The following is a 20,134-nucleotide window of genomic DNA, read 5'->3' on the forward strand; positions in this document are numbered from 1 at the left end:
TCCGACACGGCGCAGCTCTCCTTTCGAAGCCGCAGCCTGCGGCATAGCCCCATTCCGCAACTTCCGTGCCGAATGCCTGACTGCCGCTTCGGCGCGTCTGGCACGGTCCTTGCGCCCCGGGGTTCAGGCCGCGCCAGCGGCCGTGTGCAGCCGGTGTTGCGCTGAGGGAGAAGTCGTGAAAAAAGCATCGCTAAAAGGTGTCCCGACTCCGGAGGAGCGGGCGCCCCGCCTGGCGGATCTACGCATGCGCAAGATGGCGCGATCAGCGCACGCGTATGTACGCGGCAGCGCGGACCGCTTTTATGCGTGGCTCGACAGCCAGGCATCCGGGACATTGCCTGACGGGCCTCCCGTATGGATTTGCGGCGACTGCCACCTCGGCAATCTCGGCCCGCTGGCCGATGCCTCAGGGCGGGTGGCAGTCCAGATCCGGGACCTGGATCAAAGCGTCATCGGCAACCCGGTGCACGATCTCCTGCGCCTGGGACTGTCGTTGACCACTGCCGCCCGTAGCGCGGATCTGCCCGGCGTGATCACCAGCCGTATGGCTGAAGCGCTTATCGATGGATACGAACAGGCGTTCGACGACGCACGCACGGACGAGACGAAACGCGCGGAACGGCCGACAGTCGTCAGGGTTGCAATGAAGCAGGCGCTGCACCGCTCGTGGCGCAAGCTGGACCGGCAGACGATTGACGGCGTCGCGCCTCGCATACCACTTGGCAAACGTTTTTGGCCCCTGTCCGAAGAGGAATCGCAGGCGGTGCGCACGCTGTTCGAATCGCAGTCAGGGCTTGCGGTACGGGAAGCGCTGGGACGCGCTGTGCGGGGCGGCGGGAAAATAGACGTCCTTGACGCTGCCTTCTGGGTAAAGGGATGCAGCTCCCTCGGGCGGCGGCGCTATGCCGTGCTGCTCGATATCGACGGCACGTGTTCTCCAGGAGGGCCGCCCTGTCTTGTCGACATCAAGCAGGCCGCCGCCGCCGCTGCGCCTCGCCACGTCGGCGCCACGATGCCGCGCGACAATGCAAAGCGGGTGGCGGAGGGTGCCCGACACGTCTCGCCGCTGCTTGGAGACCGCATGCTCGCCGCCCGTCTGGATGGCTGCGCGGTTGTGATCCGCGAGCTCATGCCACAGGATCTCAAAATCGACGCAGACCGGCTCACGGAAGCCGACGCCGTGAAAGCTGCACATTTCCTGGCGCTGGTGGTCGGGCAGGCGCACGCGGGACAGATGGATGCCCCGACCCGCCGGAGCTGGCTGCATGAACTGCAGGCGAGGCGGCCCGGATCGCCGGGCGCGCCATCGTGGCTTTGGCGCAGCATGGTCGAGCTGGCTGTCGCCCACGAAGCGGAGTATCTCGAGCATTGCCGGCGCTACGCGCTTCGTCGGGGCGCCGGCAAGCGGTGATGCCGCGAGACAGCTGGTCGTGCCGCCCCCGTTTGGCGTCGATTGACGAGCCGCGCAGAGAAGCGGCGAGCGCGCCGTTTCCGTCCAGAACCCCTCCCTCAGGAATGGCTGTTGCGTGAAGCGCATCACCCAAACCACGGAGGTGATCATGAGCCAGAGAAAGACGGTAGACGACCTGTTCGTCCATATGCTGTCGGACATCTACAGCGCAGAAAAGCAGCTGACCCGCGCCCTCGGAAAGCTCGCGCGTACGGTCAGCGATCCTGAGCTTTCAGGAGCGTTCAAGACGCATCTGGAAGAAACGCACGGCCAGGTCGAGCGCATCGACAAGGCGGTTGAATCCACCGGATTGCGACTGAAGCGCATGAAATGCGTCGCGATGGAAGGCCTGATTGAGGAAGCAGACGAACTGATCGAGGAAATCGAAAAGGGCCCGGTCCTCGATGCCGGCCTCATCGCGGCGGCACAGAAGGTGGAGCACTATGAGATAGCGGCATACGGCAGCCTCTGTGCGCTGGGCAAGCTTCTCGGTCACGACGAGGCGGTGAAGCTGCTCAAGGAAACGCTTGAGGAAGAAAAGGCTACCGATCTGAAGCTCTCGAAGTTTGCCGAGTCGGCGGGCAACGCGAAGGCGGCGGGTAAGGGGTGAGCGACCCGGCAGCGGCGCCTGCTTCGTGCGGCAACGACTGATTAGCAATGCGTAATTTTTTCGGTCATACCGGGAGATCCTGATGTTCATGCACAACAGGAAACTGCAGTACACCGTCCGCGTCGACGTGACCAATCCTGGTCTCGCCAACCTGCTGCTCGAGCAGTTCGGCGGGCCGCAGGGGGAACTGGCCGCTGCGATGCGCTATTTCACCCAGGCGGTTGCCGAGGAAGATCCCGGCCGCAAGGACATGCTCTTCGATATTGCCACGGAGGAACTCAGCCATCTGGAAATCATCGGGTCGATCGTCGCCATGCTCAACAAGGGTGCGAAGGGCGAGCTTGCCGAAGCCGTAGATGAGCAGGCTGAGCTTTACCGCAAGCTCAACGGCGCTGGCAACGACAGCCACGTCACGCAGGTCCTGTTCGGTGGCGGGCCGCCGCTGGTCAACTCCGCAGGCGTGCCCTGGAACGCAGGTTACATCGACACCATCGGTGAACCGACGGCAGACCTGCGCTCGAATATCGCCGCGGAAGCACGGGCAAAGATCGTGTATGAACGGCTGATCAATGTGACGGACGATCCTGGTATCCGTGACGCCCTGGGCTTCCTGATGACGCGCGAGGTCTCGCACCAGAAGTCATTCGAGAAGGCCCTGTATGCGATACAGGGCAACTTCCCGCCGGGAAAGCGTCCGCCCGTCGCCGAATTCGCCAACGTCTACTACAAGATGTCGCACGGAGGCGAAACGATCGCCGCGCCATGGAACAGCGGCAACGGCCTGGAGATGCGCCAGGGTGAACCGGCGGTTGATGGCGGCGACGGCAACGCGTGGGTCAACCTGGACGAGAGCCAGCAGGCCGCGCTGAAAGCCATGCGCGAGCGACTGAGTTCGGAGACCGCCGTGGACCCGCAGACGGGAGCCGAGCTTGGCGAGGCAGCCATCCGGCCCGAGAGCCCTGTTCAGGTGCCGCCTGAGGGAGACTCAAAATGACCACAGCGCAGAAGCATATTGTCGACTGGCTGCGTGGTGCGTATGCGCCAGCCCCGTCACCCGGCATGTGCCTTGCGGATTGTGACTGCTGCCGCCGCGGACGCCGACTGCCGCGCTTTGCATGGCGCACTCGCTGGCTTTGACTCTGGCGGCGTCGATGTCGCGAGACGACCCCTTGAGTTTCGAATCGATTGGAATGGAGGCAAACATGACGACGAAGTCTAAATTGATAGCAGCGCTGGCTTGTCTTGCGCTTTCCGGTGGCGCATTCGCCGCCGGAGGCGGTGGAGGTGGTGGTAGCGGTGGCGGCAGTGGAGGTGGCAGTGGAGGCGGCACCGGAGGTGGCACCGGAGGAGGCTCTGGCGGTGGCGGCGGCACAGGCATGAGCGCGCCCAACTCCGGCGGCTCTACGGCCACGGAATCGAATGCCCAGGGTGGCAACACCATGGGCAATTCTGGCCCGTCGAGCGGGACGATGCACCACCGGAAGACGACCCATCCGAAGGCGAGCTCGACGCAGTGAAGTCGTCGTGCCCGGCACGACCGAGTGGGTGCGCGCTCCGACGCTCACAGCGGCGTCGGAACCGTTCGCCCCTCATCCATCGAGTCGCGCGCCGCGTACCAGGCCCCGACTAGTGCGCCGACATTTCCCGGCGCCGGTTGCGCTTGCGAAGGAATGACATGCGTATTGCCCAGATCGCCCCGCTTTATGAATGCGTACCGCCGCAGCGTTACGGTGCCACTGAGCGGATCGTGCATTACCTGACCGAAGCCCTGGTCGAGCGCGGCCACGAGGTGACGCTGTTCGCGAGTGGCGATTCGCAGACTCACGCCACCCTCATCCCCTGCTGCGCGCGGGCCCTATGGCACGACCGGGACGTTAGCGACACACTGGTTCACCATGTTGCGCAGCTGGAGCGGGTGGCTGCGCGAGCGCACGAGTTCGACGTCATGCATTTTCACACCGAACCGCTGCATCTGCCGCTGGCGTGCCGACTGAACGTCGCTTCGCTCACGACGCTGCACGGCGTAATCCGCCCGCAGGATCTGGGCGTGCTGCTGGATGTATCGCGGGACGCGGTGCTCGTCGCACTGTCGCAAGCGCAGCGTGAGGGCGCTCCGCACGCGAACTGGCTCTCGACGATCGGGCACGGCTTGCCGTTCGATCTGTTCAGGCCCAGCGCGGTTCACGACGGCTATCTGCTGTGGATGGGCCGCATGATGCCGGGCAAGGGGCCCGACGCGGCCATCGAAATCGCCCGACGATCCGGCAAGCCGTTGAAGATGGCGGCAGCAGTCCATTCGGGAGAGCGCGCCTGGTTCGAGGATCGTATGCGTCCACTGCTCAGGCGACATGCCAGTTGCGTGGAGTATCTCGGGGAAGTGGGCGGCGAGTTGCGCACGATGCTGTTGAGCCGCGCTGAAGCGTTGTTGATGCCGATCACCTGGGACGAGCCGTTTGGACTTGTCATGATCGAGGCACTCGCGAGCGGAACGCCAGTGATTGCCAACCGGCGCGGCGCTGTGCCCGAGGTCCTCCGCAATGGGGTCAGCGGGTTCATCGTCGATGGATTGGAAGCGGCCGTCGATGCGGTAGCACGCTTGCCTTCGCTTTCCCGCGACAGCTGCCGCGCCGAATTCGAGCGACGCTTTACGGCCGAACGCATGTGCGATGACTATCTCGCCGCATACGACACGCTGATCGCGCGACGCGGCGCGATGCATACGGCGCCAGCATGGGTCGGGAGCTGCCTATCGCAAGCGAGTGAGGCGAGCCGAACGAGGCTCGCGTCATAACCGCTGATTGGCCGCACGCATGGGAGAGCGGCAGGTTGTCTATCCACTACGCGGGTATGCCTCGGTAGTCGTATCGGCTTCAAGGCCGCCGGTCAGTGCGGGTTGCGGGAAACGCATGCCGGAGCGCGTCAAGGAGCGTCATCCCTTCGTTGATGCGCGCCTGTTCGATCTCTATCTGCTGTTTGTCACCGACGCGCTCGGCCCATTTCTGCCGCTCTCTTGCAAAGACAATGCGTTCGTTGATCGTCCGTATGGCCGTCCAGATCGCGTTTTCTTCAGCCTTTTCATGGCCATCTTCGAGCGAGAGTGCATTGTATGCATGGCCGGTGTGGCAGCGGTAACGTAGCACCCGATCGTCAAGCACGCGCCATAGCATGCCGCCGCATTCCGGGCAGGCGAGCGGCGAGCGCTCGCCGATCCGGTCGAGGTCCTCGGGCTGCAGCACGTCAAGCTGGTCCAGACGCGCCTCAAGAGAAAGGTCGTTCGTGGACATCGGGAGCGGCTCCTTCACTGGAGCGCCGCGCACTGCGGCGACGATGCGCGCTGCCAGATGCGCCGCGTCGGCGATAGCGTCCGCGCCTGCGGCCGCAAGCGCCGAACGGGGCATCGAATGCGCCTCGCAATCGTCAGGATCCTGCACGATGCAGTAGCCGCCATGCGCCCGGACGGTGGCAAGGCCTGCCGCGCCGTCATCGAGGTCGCCGGTAAGGACGGCGGCGACCACGCGGGCTCCGTAATCCAGCGCGGCCGACCTGAATAGCGGATCCGCCGCGGGTCGCGCGAAGTTCTCGGCGGCTCCGCTATCCAGTCTGAGTCGCCCCTGCGACACCCGCATGTGCCGGTCAGGCGGCGCGATGTAAATCCTGCCATTCTCGAGCGCTTCGCCGTCGGCGGGATGGCTGGCAGGCAGGGGGCCCCAATTCGACATCAACTGAGGCAGCACGCTATCGTGCCTGCCAACGTGCAGCACGATGCAGATGGCGGCCGGGAGATCGGCGGGCAGACCGGCGGCGATCATGCGCAAAACGCCGAACGCACCGCGTGAGCCGCCAATGACGACAATGTCACGTTGTTCCATGCCTCTAGCGAGCGCATTTGGCGGTCCCGCTGTGCAGCGACCGGCAGGAACCGCACACCCTGCATGCAACGGCGCGTCGCGCTCAGGCACGCCGCCCTTTTTTTACCGGCGCAGCGCTGGCAGGAGGTCGCGGAGCACCCGAACCAGTGTCTGGAAGTCGACCGGTTTGCTCACATGCGCGTCGAAGCCAGTTTCGCGTGCGGCGCGCCGGTTCGCCTCGGTGTCGTTCGCGGTCACCGCGACAGATCGAAGATTCGCAAGCCGCGGATCTGACCTCAGATGGGCGGTGATCGTGGCGGCGTCGATGCCAGAGCTGCCGATGTCACAAATCAGGACATCAACGACTTCTGCTTCCAGTGCCGCCAGGACCGTGTCTGCGCCAGCCAGCATCACGGTCGATGCGCCCTCCAGTTCGAGAAGTTTTCCCAACGAGGCTGCGGTATCCGGATCATCAAGTACGATCATGGCTCGTACACCTGAGAGCGAACCGGCCGGTAGCGCTGCAGCGCCGGACTCGCCTGCCGCTTCGACGGCCGGCAGCCACACTGTCATCGCGCATCCGAGGCCCGGACCGTCGGAATGGGCGACCGCGCGCCCGCCATGCATTTCAACCAGCTGCCTGACCAGTGCAAGCCCGATTCCGAGGCCTGTCTTTGAGCGCCCGCGCATTCCCTGGCGGTACATGTCGAAGATGTGCGGGAGTTCCTCCTGGGCGATGCCCTGGCCGCTGTCGATCACATCGATCCGCACCATCGACGCTTCAGGAGCGAGGCGCAGCTCGATCCTGCCTCCGTCACCGGTGAACTTGATCGCATTGGAAACGAGGTTCCACAGGATCTGTTCGCAGCGGGTGCGATCCGCATGGACCATAACCGGCGGTGGGGGGACGGTTACCGACAGGTCGATGCCTTTCGCCCTTGTATCCTGTGTGCAGGCGCCCGCGATGCCCTGCAGCATCGAGGCAATGTCGAGCGGCTCCAGCTCCAGCGCCAGTTTGCCGGTGCGCACCCGCGACAGGTCCTGCAGGTCGTCGATGATCTGCGCCTGGCCCCGAACCGCACGGCGAATCGCGTCGGCGGTTTCCCGCACAAACGTGATCTCGCGGGTCTCGGGCTGCCGCGTCAATATTTCTGCCTTCATGCCTATCAGATTCAACGGGTGCTTCAGCTCGTGCGAAAGGACCGCAATGAAATCGTCCTTGAGCTGGTTCGATTCGCTTTGCCTTTGCCTTGCCTCCTGTTCGTGCAGCAACGCGATCTCTTTTGCATCCTCGCGCTGCTTGCGCTGCGTGAGATCGCGCAGGATCGTGGCGAAGCCGGTGAAGGAGGCATCGGCGATCGGCGTGACGACGCCGCTGCACCATACGCGCCGCTGGTCCCGGGTGACGTGCCAGCGCTCATCGTCAGCGCGGCCCTCAATGCCGGCGGCTTCCCGTTGGCTCGCCGCAACGTGCGCGTCGCGGTCGTCCGGCTCGTAGATGAGCGCGATATCCTGGCCCATGACCTCGCGTTCGGTGTAGCCGAAGATCCGTTCCGCGCCCGTATTCCAGCTGACAATGCTGCCGGCGCGATCGTGAACGATGATGGCATAGTCGTTGGTTGACTGCGCCACGAGCCGCAGCCGCTGCTCGCCGATGCGTGCCTGCTCTTCTGCCTCGTGGCGCGCAGTGATATCGATAAGCGTGAGCACGGCGCCGTCGATACGGTCGTCGGCCGTTCGGTAGGGAAGCAGACGCATCAGATACCAACGCCCATCCTGGCTTTGCAGTTCGCGCTCGATCAGCTTGAGCGTCTCGAAGGCTTCCTTGACGTCCGCGGCTAGCGTGGGGTGATTCAGCGAGTGCGTGATGTCGAACAGCGAGCGTCCGATGTCGGACTCGATCAGCTTGAAGATGTGTGTGGCGCTCGGGGTGAAGCGTTTGACCTGGATCTTCCTGTCGACAAACACGGTCGCAATCTCGGTCGAGACGATGATGTTCTGCAGGTCATCGTTAGCCTTGGCGGTTTCCTCGACACGCGCGTGCAGCTCCGAGTTCAACGTGGTGAGTTCCTCGTTGACCGACTGCAGCTCTTCCTTGCTGCTTTCGAGCTCCTCCGTTGCCGAGCGGAGCTCCTCGTTGATTGCCTGGAGTTCTTCGTTCGAAGCCTTGAGTTCCTCGACGGAAGTTTCGTACTGCTCGATGGTAGTGGACAGCTGCTCGCGGCTGTGCTGCAGCTCCTGTTCGAGCTGCATGAGAACCGGGTCCTGCCCCTTTTGCTCGGCTTCGCCTTCGTCCGACATGCGTTCCTGCACCTCGTCGAAAAGCACCAGGAAGAAGTCGGCGTTCACGCCCTGATCATGGAACGGGCGAACGGTCATGTTGATCCACGACGGGCGGCCGTCGCGGACCATCTTCACGCGCCTCGCCTCGACGCTCGCTCCGGTCTGCAGGGCACGGAACAATGTCGTACGCAGATCGAGACGCAGTTCCGGCACGACGACGGTCATGATATTCGTCGACGGCTCGCCCCCGGCGTGGTGCAGGAACCTGCCCGCGTTGTCGGATAGATGCACGATCGCCGAATCACGGTCCACGATGACGCTCGGCGGCGCGTATTCTTCCAGGACCCGCTGGTGCAGGGCGGAGAAGGAGAAGCTCCGGCGCTCGACCGGAGGCGGCGGGACTGCGCTTCCCGCGACCGCCTGCACCTCCTCGGGGACCCCGCTCGCCTGCGCGAGCGAGGGAAAGGCCGTAGCTTGCCTTGCCCGATTGACGATCTTGCGCGCTCGATAAACGCGATGTTTCTTGTCGACGACGGCGAAAAGATCATCGGCAGCGTCGGCCGATTCTGCGGACCCAAGGAACAGATAGCCGTCGGGGCGCAGTGCAAAGTGGAACAGTTCGAGGATCTGTCTCTGTACCGAGCGCTCCAGGTAAATCAGCACGTTGCGGCACGTAATCAGGTCGAGATGGGAAAACGGCGGATCTTTGAGCAGGCTGTGCGCGGCAAAGAGAATGCGCTCACGTACCGGCTTGACAATGGCATACCGCCCCCCTTCATGCGTAAAGTAGCGTCGCAGCAGGTCGGCGGGCACGTCGACAGCAATCGACTCGGGATAGGATCCTGAACGCGCCCGCGCAATGGCCGCGTCGTCGATATCCGTCGCGAATACCTGCATCGCCGAAGCCGATCCGGCCGCCTCGCGCGCCTGCGCCATCAGCAACGCGACGGAATACGCCTCCTCGCCGGTCGAGCAGCCGGCAACCCAGGCCCGGATCTGCCCATCGCTGGCGGCAGTACGGAACAAACCGGGGATCACTGCGTGCCGCAAAACATCGAAGGCCTCCCGGTCCCGAAAGAACTGCGTCACGCCGATCAGCATATCGGCCAGCAGCGCACTGGTTTCGTCCGGCGTGCTACGCAGGAAATTGCGATAACTCTCGAGATCTGTCAGCCCGTTCACCTGCAGTCGCCGCTCGACGCGGCGCAGCACCGTTGCGCGCTTGTAATGCCGGAAATCGTGGCCGGTACGTACTCGCAGGTGCATGAGGATATCCTGGAGCGCGCGTTCGTCACCGGTTCGCGGAATATCCGGTGCGTCCTTCCCGGGCGTCATCCCGTCCAGTTCGGGCACGTGGATCCGCTGGGCGTTGTTCCTTAATTCGCGGAGTTTGCCGGGCATTGCAGCCGCGGGCAGGATGATGTCGACATGACCGGTCGTGATGGCATGCTGAGGCATTTCCGGATATTCGGCGTCACTCGGGTCTTGAGCCATCGTCACGCCGCCGCTTTCCCTGATGCGACTGAGCCCCGCTGCGCCGTCCGAACCGGTGCCCGAGAGCACGATTCCCATGGCGCGCATACCCTGGGCGTCGGCCAGGGTGCGGAAGAACTCGTCAATCGTGAGAATCCTGCGGTCATGTTCGTAGCGATCGGTCACCTTCAGGCAGCCGTCCGACAGGTGCAGCTGCTTGCCTGGCGCGATCACGTAGACGTGATCCTTCTCCAGGCGCGTCAACGCGGTGACCTGTTTCACGGGCATGGAGGTCGCCCGTTGAAGGATCGCGTCGGCATGACTTTCGTGCTCCGGTGAGAGGTGCAGAATGACGACGAACGCCATCTCCATTGAGGCGGGCACGTTACTGAAGAAGTCGACCAGCGCGGGGACGCCGCCGGCAGACGCCCCAATGCCGACGACCGCGAATGGCGAGCCAGTCGTCACGCGGCGCGCGCCGCTGGCATGGCTGTCTTCGCCTGGAGCACTAGTTGTCATGCTGAAGTCCTTTCGTTGTCACCGCCGGCCCGGCACGCGGGGTCCATCAGTCCGGCTTCATTGCGGGGCGTACCGACGGCGAGGGCGCCCCGTATGCGCTGACGGAATCGCACATTACTGCCGATGAGACCGACGGTCAACGGCGCTCAACACTGATCCCGCCGTGGCGCGCCGGGGAGGGCCGGTTGCATGGAACGCGGCACTTGCGCGCTCTTCGCAGCTCACCATCATTGCCCGCTTGTCTGACAAGGCGGCCACATGACAGGGATGGCGTTTTTCGGCGACCTGGCACGGTTGAACGCAGGGGATATCACCAGATAAAAGCGTTGTTTGTATGTCCGGACGGCGGGCGCGAAGCGATCCGGCTTCGGAGGAGCGGGTTCGACGACGCACGCACGGACGAGACGAAACGCGCGGAACGGCCGACAGTCGTCAGGGTTGCGATGAAGCAGGCGCTCGACGGCAGGTGTTCTCCAGGGGGGCCACCCTGTCTTGTCGACATCAAGCAGGCCGCCACCGCCGCGGCGCATTGCCGGCGCTACGGAGTTTCACCGTCGGAGCCACTCGCCCGCTGTCGTGGCACTTAGTGCGACGCGGTTGCTCCAGGCAACTTGTCGCTGCCCGCGCTGTCGGACCCACTTCCGCGCGCACGCTTTGGTTCAATCGCGACCACGCGCACCGGTATCGATTTCGCACCGGGGACCTTGCTTTCCTTTGCGTAGTGCCACAGCGGGAGCAGGGGATTGCATTCGGGATAGTAACCTGCGGCGCATCCGCGGGGGATATCGTAGGGCTTCGCCGCAAGGCCCGCAACCTCACGCACAACGCCATCGTCCGCGATGGTGCGCAGTGTTACGCGGTCGCCCTCTTCTATGTCGCGTGCCTCCATGTCATCGCGGTTCATCAGTACAACCATGCGCGAACCCTTCACGCCACGGAAGCGGTCGTCAAGGCTATAAAGCGTCGTGTTGAACTGGCCATCCGCGCGCAGGGACATCAGCCGCAGCGCGTCGGGCTCGCGCTCATTCATGTCGGGATCTTCTGAAAGCGCTTCGGGCACCATGAATTCTGCCTTGCCGCTTTTGGTCTTCCACGTGCGTTCGCGCGCGGGCAGCGGCCGTACAACCCCGCCAGGTGTCCACATGCTCGACTCGAAGCCGGCGAACATCGCGGGCCATGTCTTGCCCATTTCCGTACGCACCCGCGCGTAGTCCGCGCACCAGTCCTCCCAGTCGACGGTCGAACGCTCGCGCAACGTGGCGCGAGCAAGCCCCGCGATGATGAAGGGTTCGGACCGTACGGTCGGCGCGGCAGGTTCGGCCACGCCCCGCGAGCCATGGAAACGCGCCGTGCTGTCCTCCATCGAGACGAACTGTTCATGTCCACCGGTTCGATCGATTTCGATACGGCTCAGGCAAGGCAACACATAGGTGGTCTTCGCGTGCACCAGATGGCTGCGGTTGAGTTTCGTCGCCACGTTCACAGCAAGTTGCAGGTTCGCCCATGCAGGTTGTGTGCGGTTCCTGTCAGGCACCGAACGCACAAGGTTGCCGCCGAAATTGACGACGGCCTTCACCGTGCCCTCCAGCATCGCTTCGAAGGCTTCGACCGTGTTGAACCCTTTATCGCGCGGCGGCTCGAAGTTGAACTGCTTCGCGAGCTCGTCCAGCGGGGCGAGTTCGGGCTTCTCCGTGATGCCGACCGTGCGTTGTCCCTGCACGTTGGAGTGTCCTCGCACTGGCGAGGGACCTGCGCCCGGCCTGCCGATGTTGCCACGCAGGAACAGGAGATTGCAGATCATGCGAACGTTCTGGACGCCCAGACGGTGCTGCGTGAGGCCCATGCCGTAATGAACGATGACCGCGTTGGCGACGCTATACTCGCGCGCGGCGGCTTCCAGCGCAACGCGCTGCAAGCCGCTTTCTCGCTCGATGGCGTCCCAGCCGGTCTCGCGGACGAAGTGCGCGAATTCGTCAAAACCCTTGGTGTGTGCTTCGATGAAGACGAGATCGAGTACCGGCGGCTGCCCCAGTGAAACTGCCTTGTCATGCGCTTCGATAACGGCCTTGCAGATTCCTGTTATCGCCGCCGTGTCGCCGCCCACACGCAACTGATGGTACTGGGTACTGATCTGCGTGTTCGCAGGCAGCAGCATGTCGTGGGGCGACTGCGGATTGGCAAAGGCGACGAGGCCCGGTTCGCGCAGCGGGTTGAAGGTGATGACCGGCACGCCGCGCCGACGCGCATCCTGCAACTGGTGGAGCATGCGGGGGCTATTCGTGCCTACGTTCTGCCCGAAGAAAAACATCAGGTCGGTCGTGTCGAAATCATCGAGGCCGATCGTTCCTACGCCCACGCCGATGGCCTCCTTCAGGCCGACACTCGTGCTTTCGTGGCACATGTTCGAACTGTCGGGCAGGTTGTTGGTCCCGTACATTCGCGCAAAAAGCTGGAGCATGTACGACGCCTCGAGGGACGCGCGGCCCGAGGTGTAGAAGACAACGCCCTTCGGATCAAGCCCGCGAAGTTCGGCGCCGATCGACTCAAATGCTTCTTCCCACGAAACCGGCACCAGATGATCGGTTGCCGCGTCGTAGCGCATCGGTTCGGTCAGGCGGCCCGCCTCTTCGAGGTCATGGTCGTGCCATTGCATGAGTTCGGTCACGCTGTGTGCAGCAAAGAATTCACGGTCGGCCCGTTTCGGCGTCGTGTCCCACGCCGTGGCTTTTGCTCCGCTTTCGCAAAACTCGAAGGCGTGTGGCCTGGCTGGTTTGGCCCACGAGCAGCTCACGCACATGAAGCCTTCCGGCTTGTTTTGAAGGGGAAGCAGACTCATGTCCTTGAGCGCAACCTTCTCCTTCACGAGGATACGGGTGACGGCCTTCAGCGATCCCCAGCCACCGGAGGCGTAGGGATACTCCGAAGTCCGGCGGCTCTCCCGCGCCTGGGGCGTTTCCTTCGATCTCTGACCTTTTGCCATGGCATGCCTCGCGCGGGACGTGAACGCGCTTCCGGTGCGCAAGCCCCATTCCACGCGCTCGGCCGTCCGGGGCGAAATTTGCAGTGCCTTGTCAGCGGCTGTTGCGTTCGTCGGCGCTGGGCTTCACGATCAGGCTGATTTCGCCATTCCTTTCCAGCAGCGCAGCCTCGACCCTATCGAGCGAGGAACCGTGAAGTCCGACGCGGACGGCTTCGAGCACATCGGCCCGCGTGATGAGCGCCGCGGACATCTGCGCATCATCGAAGGTCCCGTCGCGGTACACCGTACGGGCCTGACCGCCAATGACGCGCTCGACGAAGCGTGAGCGCACACACAGCCACCCAAGCGCCCGGTGCATCAGCACGAGCACGAGGGACGCCGCGACGGTGGGGACGGCAGGCGACGCGCCGACAATGAACCGGCTCAGGGTTGCGCCGAGCAGGATGGCAACGACATAGTCGAAGGTCGAGCGCTGCCCGAAGGACCGCCTGCCCGAAATACGGATGAGGACGAGGGTAAGCAGGAACGCTGCTGCGGCGCGGGCAGCCATCTGCCACGCGTCGAGATCCTTGCCTTCCCCGAAAACCGCGTTCAGTGTGTTCATTTTTCGCACCTCCAGTCCTTGCTTCGAGCACCGGGGGGCGAGGCGACGCGAGCGCCTGGACCCCGCCGCCCCGTTCCCACGCATCAACCGTGCGTGGCGCGGGAACGATACCCGGCATGCAATGAACCAGCAGCGCGATCAGGACCGCAACCGCCAGCAAGCAGACGTCGAGGCAAAGTCATTGTGCCGTGCCTCGCACGACGTGAGCGTAAGCGGCGCGCGCAGCGATGGCGGCTCAGCCGCCGCCGATTCCTTGCATGACCTTTCCCGTGCCTCCGCAAACGGCACAGCGCTTGCCCTGCACCAGCCCGGTGCCGTGGCAGGCTCCGCACAGGTCCTCGCCTACGCCTGGCGCGCCCGGTTGGCCTTCGTCACCCGGATTCAATGGAATTTCATTCTGGCCAGATTCCGGCTTTGTACGTTGCATGGCTAGCCCCTTGAAAGTGAATGCCCGTCTGGCGTTTTCAGGCCTGACGATCAGGCAGGATTGAGCGCAGTCGCCATGCCCAGCCCGCGAAGACCCTCCCGCAGCGCCGACCGCGACGGCGTACCGGCCGAGGCCGTGGGTACGGTGAATGCGCAGAAGGCGGGCACAAACAGACAGGTTCGCCTTTCCGTTGCCCATCCCTATTGGAGTCCAGCATGCCTTCCCGCGAAATATCGGCGTCCCGTCGCAACTGGATGCAAGCCGCCTCGGCAGGTGTCCTTGCCGCAGTAGCGCCCGCCGCGATGGCGCAGGAGCCGGGTACCGCGAGTGGTCCGACGCCGCAGGAGGATCCGCGCGCCGCTTATCCGCATCCGCCATTTCCTGCCCAGCAGCAACCCTGGCCCGGACTCGCGGGACGCATGACGCCGCGGCCCGACCACGGGGAAACGAGCTATCGCGGCACCGGGCGTCTAAGCGGCCGCAAGGCGCTCGTAACGGGCGGCGACTCGGGCATTGGCCGCGCAGCCGCCATCGCGTTCGCGCGGGAGGGCGCCGATGTCGCGATCGCCTACCTGCCGCAGGAGGAGCCGGATGCCCGCGAAGTTGTACAGTTGATTCAGTCTGCAGGCCGCAAGGCGGTTCCGCTGGCAGTCGACATCCGCAGCGAAGCGGCGTGTCAATCGCTGGTGGAACGCGCGGTGTCAGGGCTAGGCGGCCTCGAAGTCCTCGTGAACAATGCGGGACGACAGCAAAGCCACGACTCGATCCTCGACATCAGCACCGAGCAGTTCGACTGGACCCTCAAGACCAACCTGTATGCGTTGTTCTGGATCACCAAGGCGGCCATTCCGCACATGCAGGCAGGCGCCGCAATTATCAACACGACTTCCGTTAACGCCTACGACCCGTCTGCTAACTTGCTCGACTACGCCATGACCAAGGCGGCAATAGCGAACTTCACCAAGGGGCTCGCGAAGCAAATGATCAAGCGGGGAATCCGGGTCAATGGTGTGGCGCCAGGACCTTTCTGGACCGCACTACAAGTGAGTGGTGGCCAGACCATGGAGAACGTGCAGAAGTTCGGTGAGCAGGTGCCGATGGGCAGGCCGGGTCAGCCGGCAGAAATCGCGCCGATCTATGTCGAACTCGCATCGGCGCAGGCCTCGTACATTACCGGACAGATCTACGGCGCCTCGGGTGGAGCGGGCAACCCGTGAGTATCGCGACGAATGGTCGTCGTGTTGCCACTCTCTATGCTTCGCTCAGTGGCAGGACGGCTGTTCGTGAACGCGGCTCGCCAACGTAGCGGGCGTGCGGATTGCTGGGACTTCGACATTGCGTGGAGGAGGGCAATGAGTATGGAAACGGGAGCAGTGCGCCGGCGCCTCGGTAACTGGATGCCAGGCGAGGAGCAAAAAAGCGCGGCGTTCAGGCTGGAAATCGCGCGGCAGGCCCGAGCGCGCGCGGCGCGTGCAGCGCTGTCCAGCGTCGTGCAGGATCTCGGAAAACTCATTGACGGCGATCCGGTGCTACGGATGAACCTCGCGCGAGCGATAAGCGAGGCGCTTGAGCAGGGTAAGCAGCTGGGGTATTCGGATATCCACGAGCTGCTCGCCATCATTGACTATCTGACGACATACAGCCCGCCATTCGACAGCGATGCACCGATGGCCACGCCACTCAATACCGTTCTTGAATGGCCAATGTGCATGCCGTCCGGCTATGCGGTTTTCCGGGATCCGGCGTTCAATGCGCAGTTGCGTCGCGTCCTCAATACGTGGTGCGCGTTTCTCAGCGGCCCACGGTCACGCGTATGGCTCAACGATGCGCCGAAGGGCTGGTTCAGCCCTCCCGCGTTGGAGAAGCTCGGGATGGACGACTTCGTCCATGATCGTACGCGAGCGCATTGGGGCTTCGATTCGTGGAACGGTTTCTTTACGCGCCATCTGCGTCCCGGCGCCCGGCCGGTGGCGAGCCCGGACGATCCTGCCGTGATCGTGAACGCGTGCGAAGCGTCGCCCTTCGACGTGCGCGAGGGCGTGCAGCTGATCGACCGCTTCTGGATCAAGTCGCAGCCCTATTCGCTCAAGGAGATACTGACGTCGAGCGACGAGGCGCTTGCCCGACGCTTTGTCGGTGGCACGGTGTACCAGGGCTATCTGAGCGCGTACAACTACCATCGGTGGCACGCTCCTGTCGACGGCAGGGTCCGCGAAGCCTACAACGTCGACGGCACCTACTATTCGGATGCCGAAGCGGAGGGCGAAGACCCGAGTGGACTTAACGACTCCCAGGGCTACACCACTGCCGTTGCCGCTCGCGCAGTGATCGTCATCGAAAGCGACAACCCTGTCATTGGGGAAGTTGCGTGCGTCTTCGTGGGCATGGCCGAGGTTTCGTCATGCCAGATATGCGTACGCCCAGGCGATGAGCTTGGAAAGGGCGACGAGCTCGGGTGGTTTCAGTACGGGGGAAGCACCTACTGCCTGATTTTCCAGCCGGGCGTCGTCGAGCGCTTCGCGCCGCGACCACCGTGGCATGACGACGTGCCGCCACTCCGCGTCAATTCGGCGTTGGCTTTCGCGCGCAGCGGCGCTTGAACCGGAACGCAGTGGCAACCGTGATCTACACGGGGCCACTTGCGCCGAGACCAGCCGTGGTCTGATCCGGTCGTATGCAGGCTAAGTGATTCGGGACCGCGAATTGCGCCGGTCCACGCATGAACCCGCAGATCAAGAGGCGTCCAAGCGGTGCGCTCGAGGACCCGCGCGCCGGTTCCCCAAACTTGCTCCAGCCTGGCCAGACCTGCGAATGCGTTCGTCATGCCGCGCGTTTCCGTCTGCTGATCGACGCGGCGGACTATTTCGCGGCGCTACGTGTAGCGATAGTCCGGGCGCGCCGCAGCGTGATCATTGTCGGCTGGGACATTGACAGCCGCATGACGCTTGTGCCCGCGGGCGCGGGCGATGGATTCCCCGAGCCGCTCGGCGATTTTCTTGCCGCCGTGGTGGCCAGCCGTCCTCTGTTGCACGTTCGGATTCTGGCGTGGGATTTTGCCATGCTGTATGCGCTCGAGCGCGAATGGTTGCCCGCATACAAGCTGGGCTGGCGCAGCGGCAAGCGCATGGACGTGCGGCTGGACAGCCATCACCCACCGGGTGCCTCGCATCACCAGAAGATGGTGGTCGTGGACGACCGGCTGGCCTTCGTGGGAGGCATTGATCTTGCCCGTTCACGTTGGGATTCGTCCGCGCACGCGCCATATGAGCCGCGCCGGAGCAACGGTCCGCGCCAGTACTATGGACCGACCCATGACATACAGGCCATGTTCGACGGCGAGGCCGCCCGCACTGTAGCGGCAATAGCGAACGAGCGGTGGCATATGGCGCAGAGGATCTCGCGGAGGGCCCCGCGCGCGCAGGAAGTGTCCCCGTGGCCTGCGACTGAGCCGGTCCGCTCGCCGGCATCCCCATCTGCAAGCGTCGATCCCTGGCCCCCGGGCTACGCGCCCGATATCGAGGACGTGAAGCTGGGGATTGCGCTTACGTGCGCTCCCCATGACCACCGCGAAGGGGTCCAGCAGATCGGCGCCCTCTATCGCGCCGCGATTGACGCTGCGCGCCGAACCCTCTACATCGAGAATCAGTACTTTACGGCGAGTGCCGTGGGCGACGCACTCGCGCAGCGGCTTTCGCAGCCCGATCCGCCCGCGGTCGCCGCCGTCATGCCGCGCGAACAGACCGGCTGGCTGCAAGCCGCGACCATGGGCACGCTGCGCGCGCGACTCTATCGTAGACTGCGTGATATGGACCGGTATGCGCGGCTACGACTGTACTCGCCTTGGAGCGGCGACTCAGGTGACGTATCCATAAACGTCCACAGCAAGCTCATGATCGTCGACGATGCGCTGCTGATCGTTGGGAGTGCGAACCTCAACAATCGATCGATGGTGCTCGATACAGAATGCAACGTCGTGCTGGAAGCCGCCGGCGACCAACGTGTGCGCGCCGCGATCGCGGCGATGCGCAATGCGCTGCTTGCCGAGCATCTGGGCGTGGATCGCGCGCAGGTCGACGCCGCTTTCGTGCGATTCGAGGGCGACATCCACCGCGTGATCGGTGCTTGTGCAGGCGGCACGCGCGGTCTGCACGTGCTCGAGCCGAAGGTCAGTGCGATGCTCGACCAATGGGTTCCCGAAAGCGCCGTAGTCGATCCGGAGCAACCTGCCGTGCCGGACGAAGTCGTGCGCGAGTTCGTGCCCGGCCGCGGGGGACGCTCGATTACCGGACGGCTCATGCTGCTCGGCCTGGGCGCGCTCTTTGCCGTTTTGATGACGCTCGCCTGGCACTACACAGGGCTCGCTCGCTATGCGAACCTCGCCAGTATCGGCAACGCGGCCCGGGCGCTCGCGGCCGCGCGCTTCGGGCCCGTGCTCGTGGTGGGCGCTTATGCACTTGCGGCAGTCGCTTCGGTGCCTGTCACGGTTCTGATCGTCTGCGCGGGGGTGCTGTTCGGCGCGTTCGCGGGTAGTCTCTATGCGCTGGCTGGATCGCTGCTCGCCGCACTGATCACCTATTCGATCGGCCGATGGGCTGGCCGCGACGCGGTGCGGCGGCACGCCGGTTCGCGCCTGAACCTGCTTTCGGCGCGGCTTGGCAAACAAGGCGTGGCCGCGGTGGTCGTGCTGCGCATTCTCCCGTTGGCCCCTTTCGTGCTCGTCAATCTGGCGGCGGGCGCTTCGCACATCGGACTGCGCGACTATCTGCTGGGCACGCTCATTGGCATGGGGCCTGGCATTATCCTCGGTGCCACCTTCGCGCAACAGCTTGCCGCCGCTGTGCACCATCCGGGAGTCGGGTCGGTGGCATTGCTTGTGGCAATCGGTGCCGTGCTGGTGGCACTGTCCGCAGCGCTGCAGCGCTTTTTCGGAGCGCGTGCATCGCAAGGAAACGCTGCGGCGAAAGGCGGCCCGAAGTGACAGCCGGTCTCGTGAAGGAGGTGCAAGGCGGGCGGGGCGGCGAGCTGACGCTTGTCACCTGGAACATTCACGGCGCAGTGGGAACGGACGGCGCGCGCGCACCGGAGCGCATTGCGCGCGTGCTTATCGAAATCGAGGCCGACATCGTTGCGCTGCAGGAAGTGCCACTCGGCGGCGCGGCTGCGGCGAGCGCCGATGTTTTGGCGGGACTCGCCCGCGCCACGAACCGCCGGGCCGTAGCGGGCCCGACGCTTGATACGCCTCAGCGCCGGTTTGGCAACGCGGTGCTCACACGGTGGCCTGTGACCGAGGCGCGCACGCTCGACCTCTCCTTTGGCGGGCGCGAGCCACGCGGCGCACTCGACGTCGACCTCCTGTGCAACGGCGAGGCGCTGCGTGTGGTCGCGACGCATCTCGGTTTGCGGCCGCGTGAGCGGCGCGCACAGATTGCCCAGCTGCTGACAGCATTCGACCGGCCGGGGCTTCCCGTCATACTTGCGGGCGACATCAACGAGTGGTTGCTATGGGGCCGCGCATTGCGCATGCTGGCCGGGCATTTCCGGGCAGCGCCGGCACCAGCCACTTTTCCCTCGCGCTGGCCCATGCTCGCGCTCGATCGCGTGTGGATGCATCCAGCGTCGCGCCTGGCGAGCGTGCAGGCCTGGAGCCACGGCGAGGCACGGGTGGCCTCGGATCATCTGCCGGTCGTCGCACACATCGCGGCAGGGGCGCGCGATAGATGAGCTATCTCAGCCAAATGCGTGGGAAAGCGACATAACAGGCGCCGAGGCATCCCTCCAAACTGGCAGATTATTTGTGTGAAGGATATCGCCCCTGGCCGTATGCCCGCCGCGGATGGACTCGTTCACGGAAATACGGCTTGTTCCAATGTCGGGCTCGGGACGAATTCACCCAAGGCTCAGAAATTGCTCTCTACGTCCACTCTGGGGTGTGCTGTTCAG

At 64.3% G+C, this 20,134-nt stretch carries 13 protein-coding genes; 8 read left to right on the forward strand and 5 right to left on the reverse strand.

Features of this window, described 5'->3' with window-relative positions; translation table 11 throughout:
- Positions 1–175 precede the first annotated feature (175 nt).
- The 4 genes from ACOJB8_RS03935 to ACOJB8_RS03950 all read left to right on the forward strand — a co-directional run bounded on the left by ACOJB8_RS03935 (position 176) and on the right by ACOJB8_RS03950 (position 4,851).
- Positions 176–1,411 (forward strand): DUF2252 family protein, encoded by a 1,236-nt coding sequence (locus tag ACOJB8_RS03935; protein WP_368729778.1) that lies wholly within the window; start codon positions 176–178, stop codon positions 1,409–1,411.
- A gap of 148 nt (positions 1,412–1,559) precedes the next feature.
- A complete protein-coding gene (locus tag ACOJB8_RS03940) occupies positions 1,560–2,060 on the forward strand; it encodes a YciE/YciF ferroxidase family protein (RefSeq protein WP_069263495.1) in 501 nt (166 codons plus the stop codon).
- A gap of 82 nt (positions 2,061–2,142) precedes the next feature.
- Complete coding sequence (locus ACOJB8_RS03945) at positions 2,143–3,054, forward strand: manganese catalase family protein (RefSeq protein ID WP_069263054.1); 912 nt, start codon at positions 2,143–2,145, stop codon at positions 3,052–3,054.
- Between the two features lie 681 nt (positions 3,055–3,735).
- Entirely contained in the window at positions 3,736–4,851 is a 1,116-nt protein-coding gene (locus ACOJB8_RS03950; RefSeq protein WP_475011076.1) for a glycosyltransferase family 4 protein, read from the forward strand.
- A gap of 79 nt (positions 4,852–4,930) precedes the next feature.
- Here the strand turns inward: ACOJB8_RS03950 and ACOJB8_RS03955 are convergent, their stop codons facing one another.
- From ACOJB8_RS03955 to ACOJB8_RS03975, 5 genes are all read right to left on the reverse strand, one after another.
- Positions 4,931–5,929: a chemotaxis protein CheB gene (locus ACOJB8_RS03955; protein ID WP_368602780.1), complete on the reverse strand. Its 999-nt coding sequence runs from the start codon at positions 5,927–5,929 to the stop codon at positions 4,931–4,933.
- A 102-nt stretch (positions 5,930–6,031) separates the two neighbouring features.
- Positions 6,032–10,183 carry a CheR family methyltransferase gene (locus tag ACOJB8_RS03960; protein ID WP_475011077.1) on the reverse strand — a complete coding sequence of 1,384 codons (4,152 nt, stop codon included), beginning with the start codon at positions 10,181–10,183 and terminating at the stop codon, positions 6,032–6,034.
- A 583-nt stretch (positions 10,184–10,766) separates the two neighbouring features.
- Positions 10,767–13,163, reverse strand: a complete 2,397-nt coding sequence (locus tag ACOJB8_RS03965; protein WP_368602778.1) for an FdhF/YdeP family oxidoreductase — start codon at positions 13,161–13,163, stop codon at positions 10,767–10,769.
- 91 nt (positions 13,164–13,254) lie between these two features.
- Positions 13,255–13,767, reverse strand: coding sequence for a DUF421 domain-containing protein (locus ACOJB8_RS03970; RefSeq protein WP_069263057.1), 513 nt, complete (start codon positions 13,765–13,767; stop codon positions 13,255–13,257).
- A 235-nt stretch (positions 13,768–14,002) separates the two neighbouring features.
- Positions 14,003–14,194, reverse strand: coding sequence for a hypothetical protein (locus ACOJB8_RS03975; protein WP_083245188.1), 192 nt, complete (start codon positions 14,192–14,194; stop codon positions 14,003–14,005).
- Between the two features lie 215 nt (positions 14,195–14,409).
- On the opposite strand from ACOJB8_RS03975, the gene ACOJB8_RS03980 reads away from it, so the two are divergent.
- The 4 genes from ACOJB8_RS03980 (at position 14,410) to ACOJB8_RS03995 (ending at position 19,915) form a co-directional block, all read left to right on the forward strand.
- Entirely contained in the window at positions 14,410–15,411 is a 1,002-nt protein-coding gene (locus tag ACOJB8_RS03980) for an SDR family oxidoreductase (protein WP_368729773.1), read from the forward strand.
- 135 nt (positions 15,412–15,546) lie between these two features.
- Positions 15,547–16,794, forward strand: a complete 1,248-nt coding sequence (locus tag ACOJB8_RS03985) for a phosphatidylserine decarboxylase family protein (protein WP_342949738.1) — start codon at positions 15,547–15,549, stop codon at positions 16,792–16,794.
- Between the two features lie 119 nt (positions 16,795–16,913).
- Positions 16,914–19,172, forward strand: a complete 2,259-nt coding sequence (locus ACOJB8_RS03990) for a VTT domain-containing protein (protein ID WP_475011078.1) — start codon at positions 16,914–16,916, stop codon at positions 19,170–19,172.
- Positions 19,169–19,915, forward strand: a complete 747-nt coding sequence (locus tag ACOJB8_RS03995; RefSeq protein WP_475011079.1) for an endonuclease/exonuclease/phosphatase family protein — start codon at positions 19,169–19,171, stop codon at positions 19,913–19,915. Before ACOJB8_RS03990 ends, ACOJB8_RS03995 begins: the two co-directional genes overlap by 4 nt.
- Positions 19,916–20,134: the final 219 nt, after the last annotated feature.

It is taken from the genome of Paraburkholderia sp. BR10141 (assembly GCF_056155635.1).

Bases quoted from the DNA above. Each gene is read 5' to 3' on its own strand.
- ACOJB8_RS03950 (WP_475011076.1), top strand. From the start codon at position 3,736: ATGCGTATTGCCCAGATCGCCCCGCTTTATGAATGCGTACCGCCGCAG.
- ACOJB8_RS03975 (WP_083245188.1), bottom strand. From the start codon at position 14,194: ATGCAACGTACAAAGCCGGAATCTGGCCAGAATGAAATTCCATTGAAT.
- ACOJB8_RS03990 (WP_475011078.1), top strand. From the start codon at position 16,914: ATGAACCCGCAGATCAAGAGGCGTCCAAGCGGTGCGCTCGAGGACCCG.
- ACOJB8_RS03970 (WP_069263057.1), bottom strand. From the start codon at position 13,767: ATGAACACACTGAACGCGGTTTTCGGGGAAGGCAAGGATCTCGACGCG.
- ACOJB8_RS03985 (WP_342949738.1), top strand. From the start codon at position 15,547: ATGAGTATGGAAACGGGAGCAGTGCGCCGGCGCCTCGGTAACTGGATG.
- ACOJB8_RS03945 (WP_069263054.1), top strand. From the start codon at position 2,143: ATGTTCATGCACAACAGGAAACTGCAGTACACCGTCCGCGTCGACGTG.
- ACOJB8_RS03980 (WP_368729773.1), top strand. From the start codon at position 14,410: ATGCCTTCCCGCGAAATATCGGCGTCCCGTCGCAACTGGATGCAAGCC.
- ACOJB8_RS03940 (WP_069263495.1), top strand. From the start codon at position 1,560: ATGAGCCAGAGAAAGACGGTAGACGACCTGTTCGTCCATATGCTGTCG.
- ACOJB8_RS03960 (WP_475011077.1), bottom strand. From the start codon at position 10,183: ATGACAACTAGTGCTCCAGGCGAAGACAGCCATGCCAGCGGCGCGCGC.
- ACOJB8_RS03955 (WP_368602780.1), bottom strand. From the start codon at position 5,929: ATGGAACAACGTGACATTGTCGTCATTGGCGGCTCACGCGGTGCGTTC.
- ACOJB8_RS03965 (WP_368602778.1), bottom strand. From the start codon at position 13,163: ATGGCAAAAGGTCAGAGATCGAAGGAAACGCCCCAGGCGCGGGAGAGC.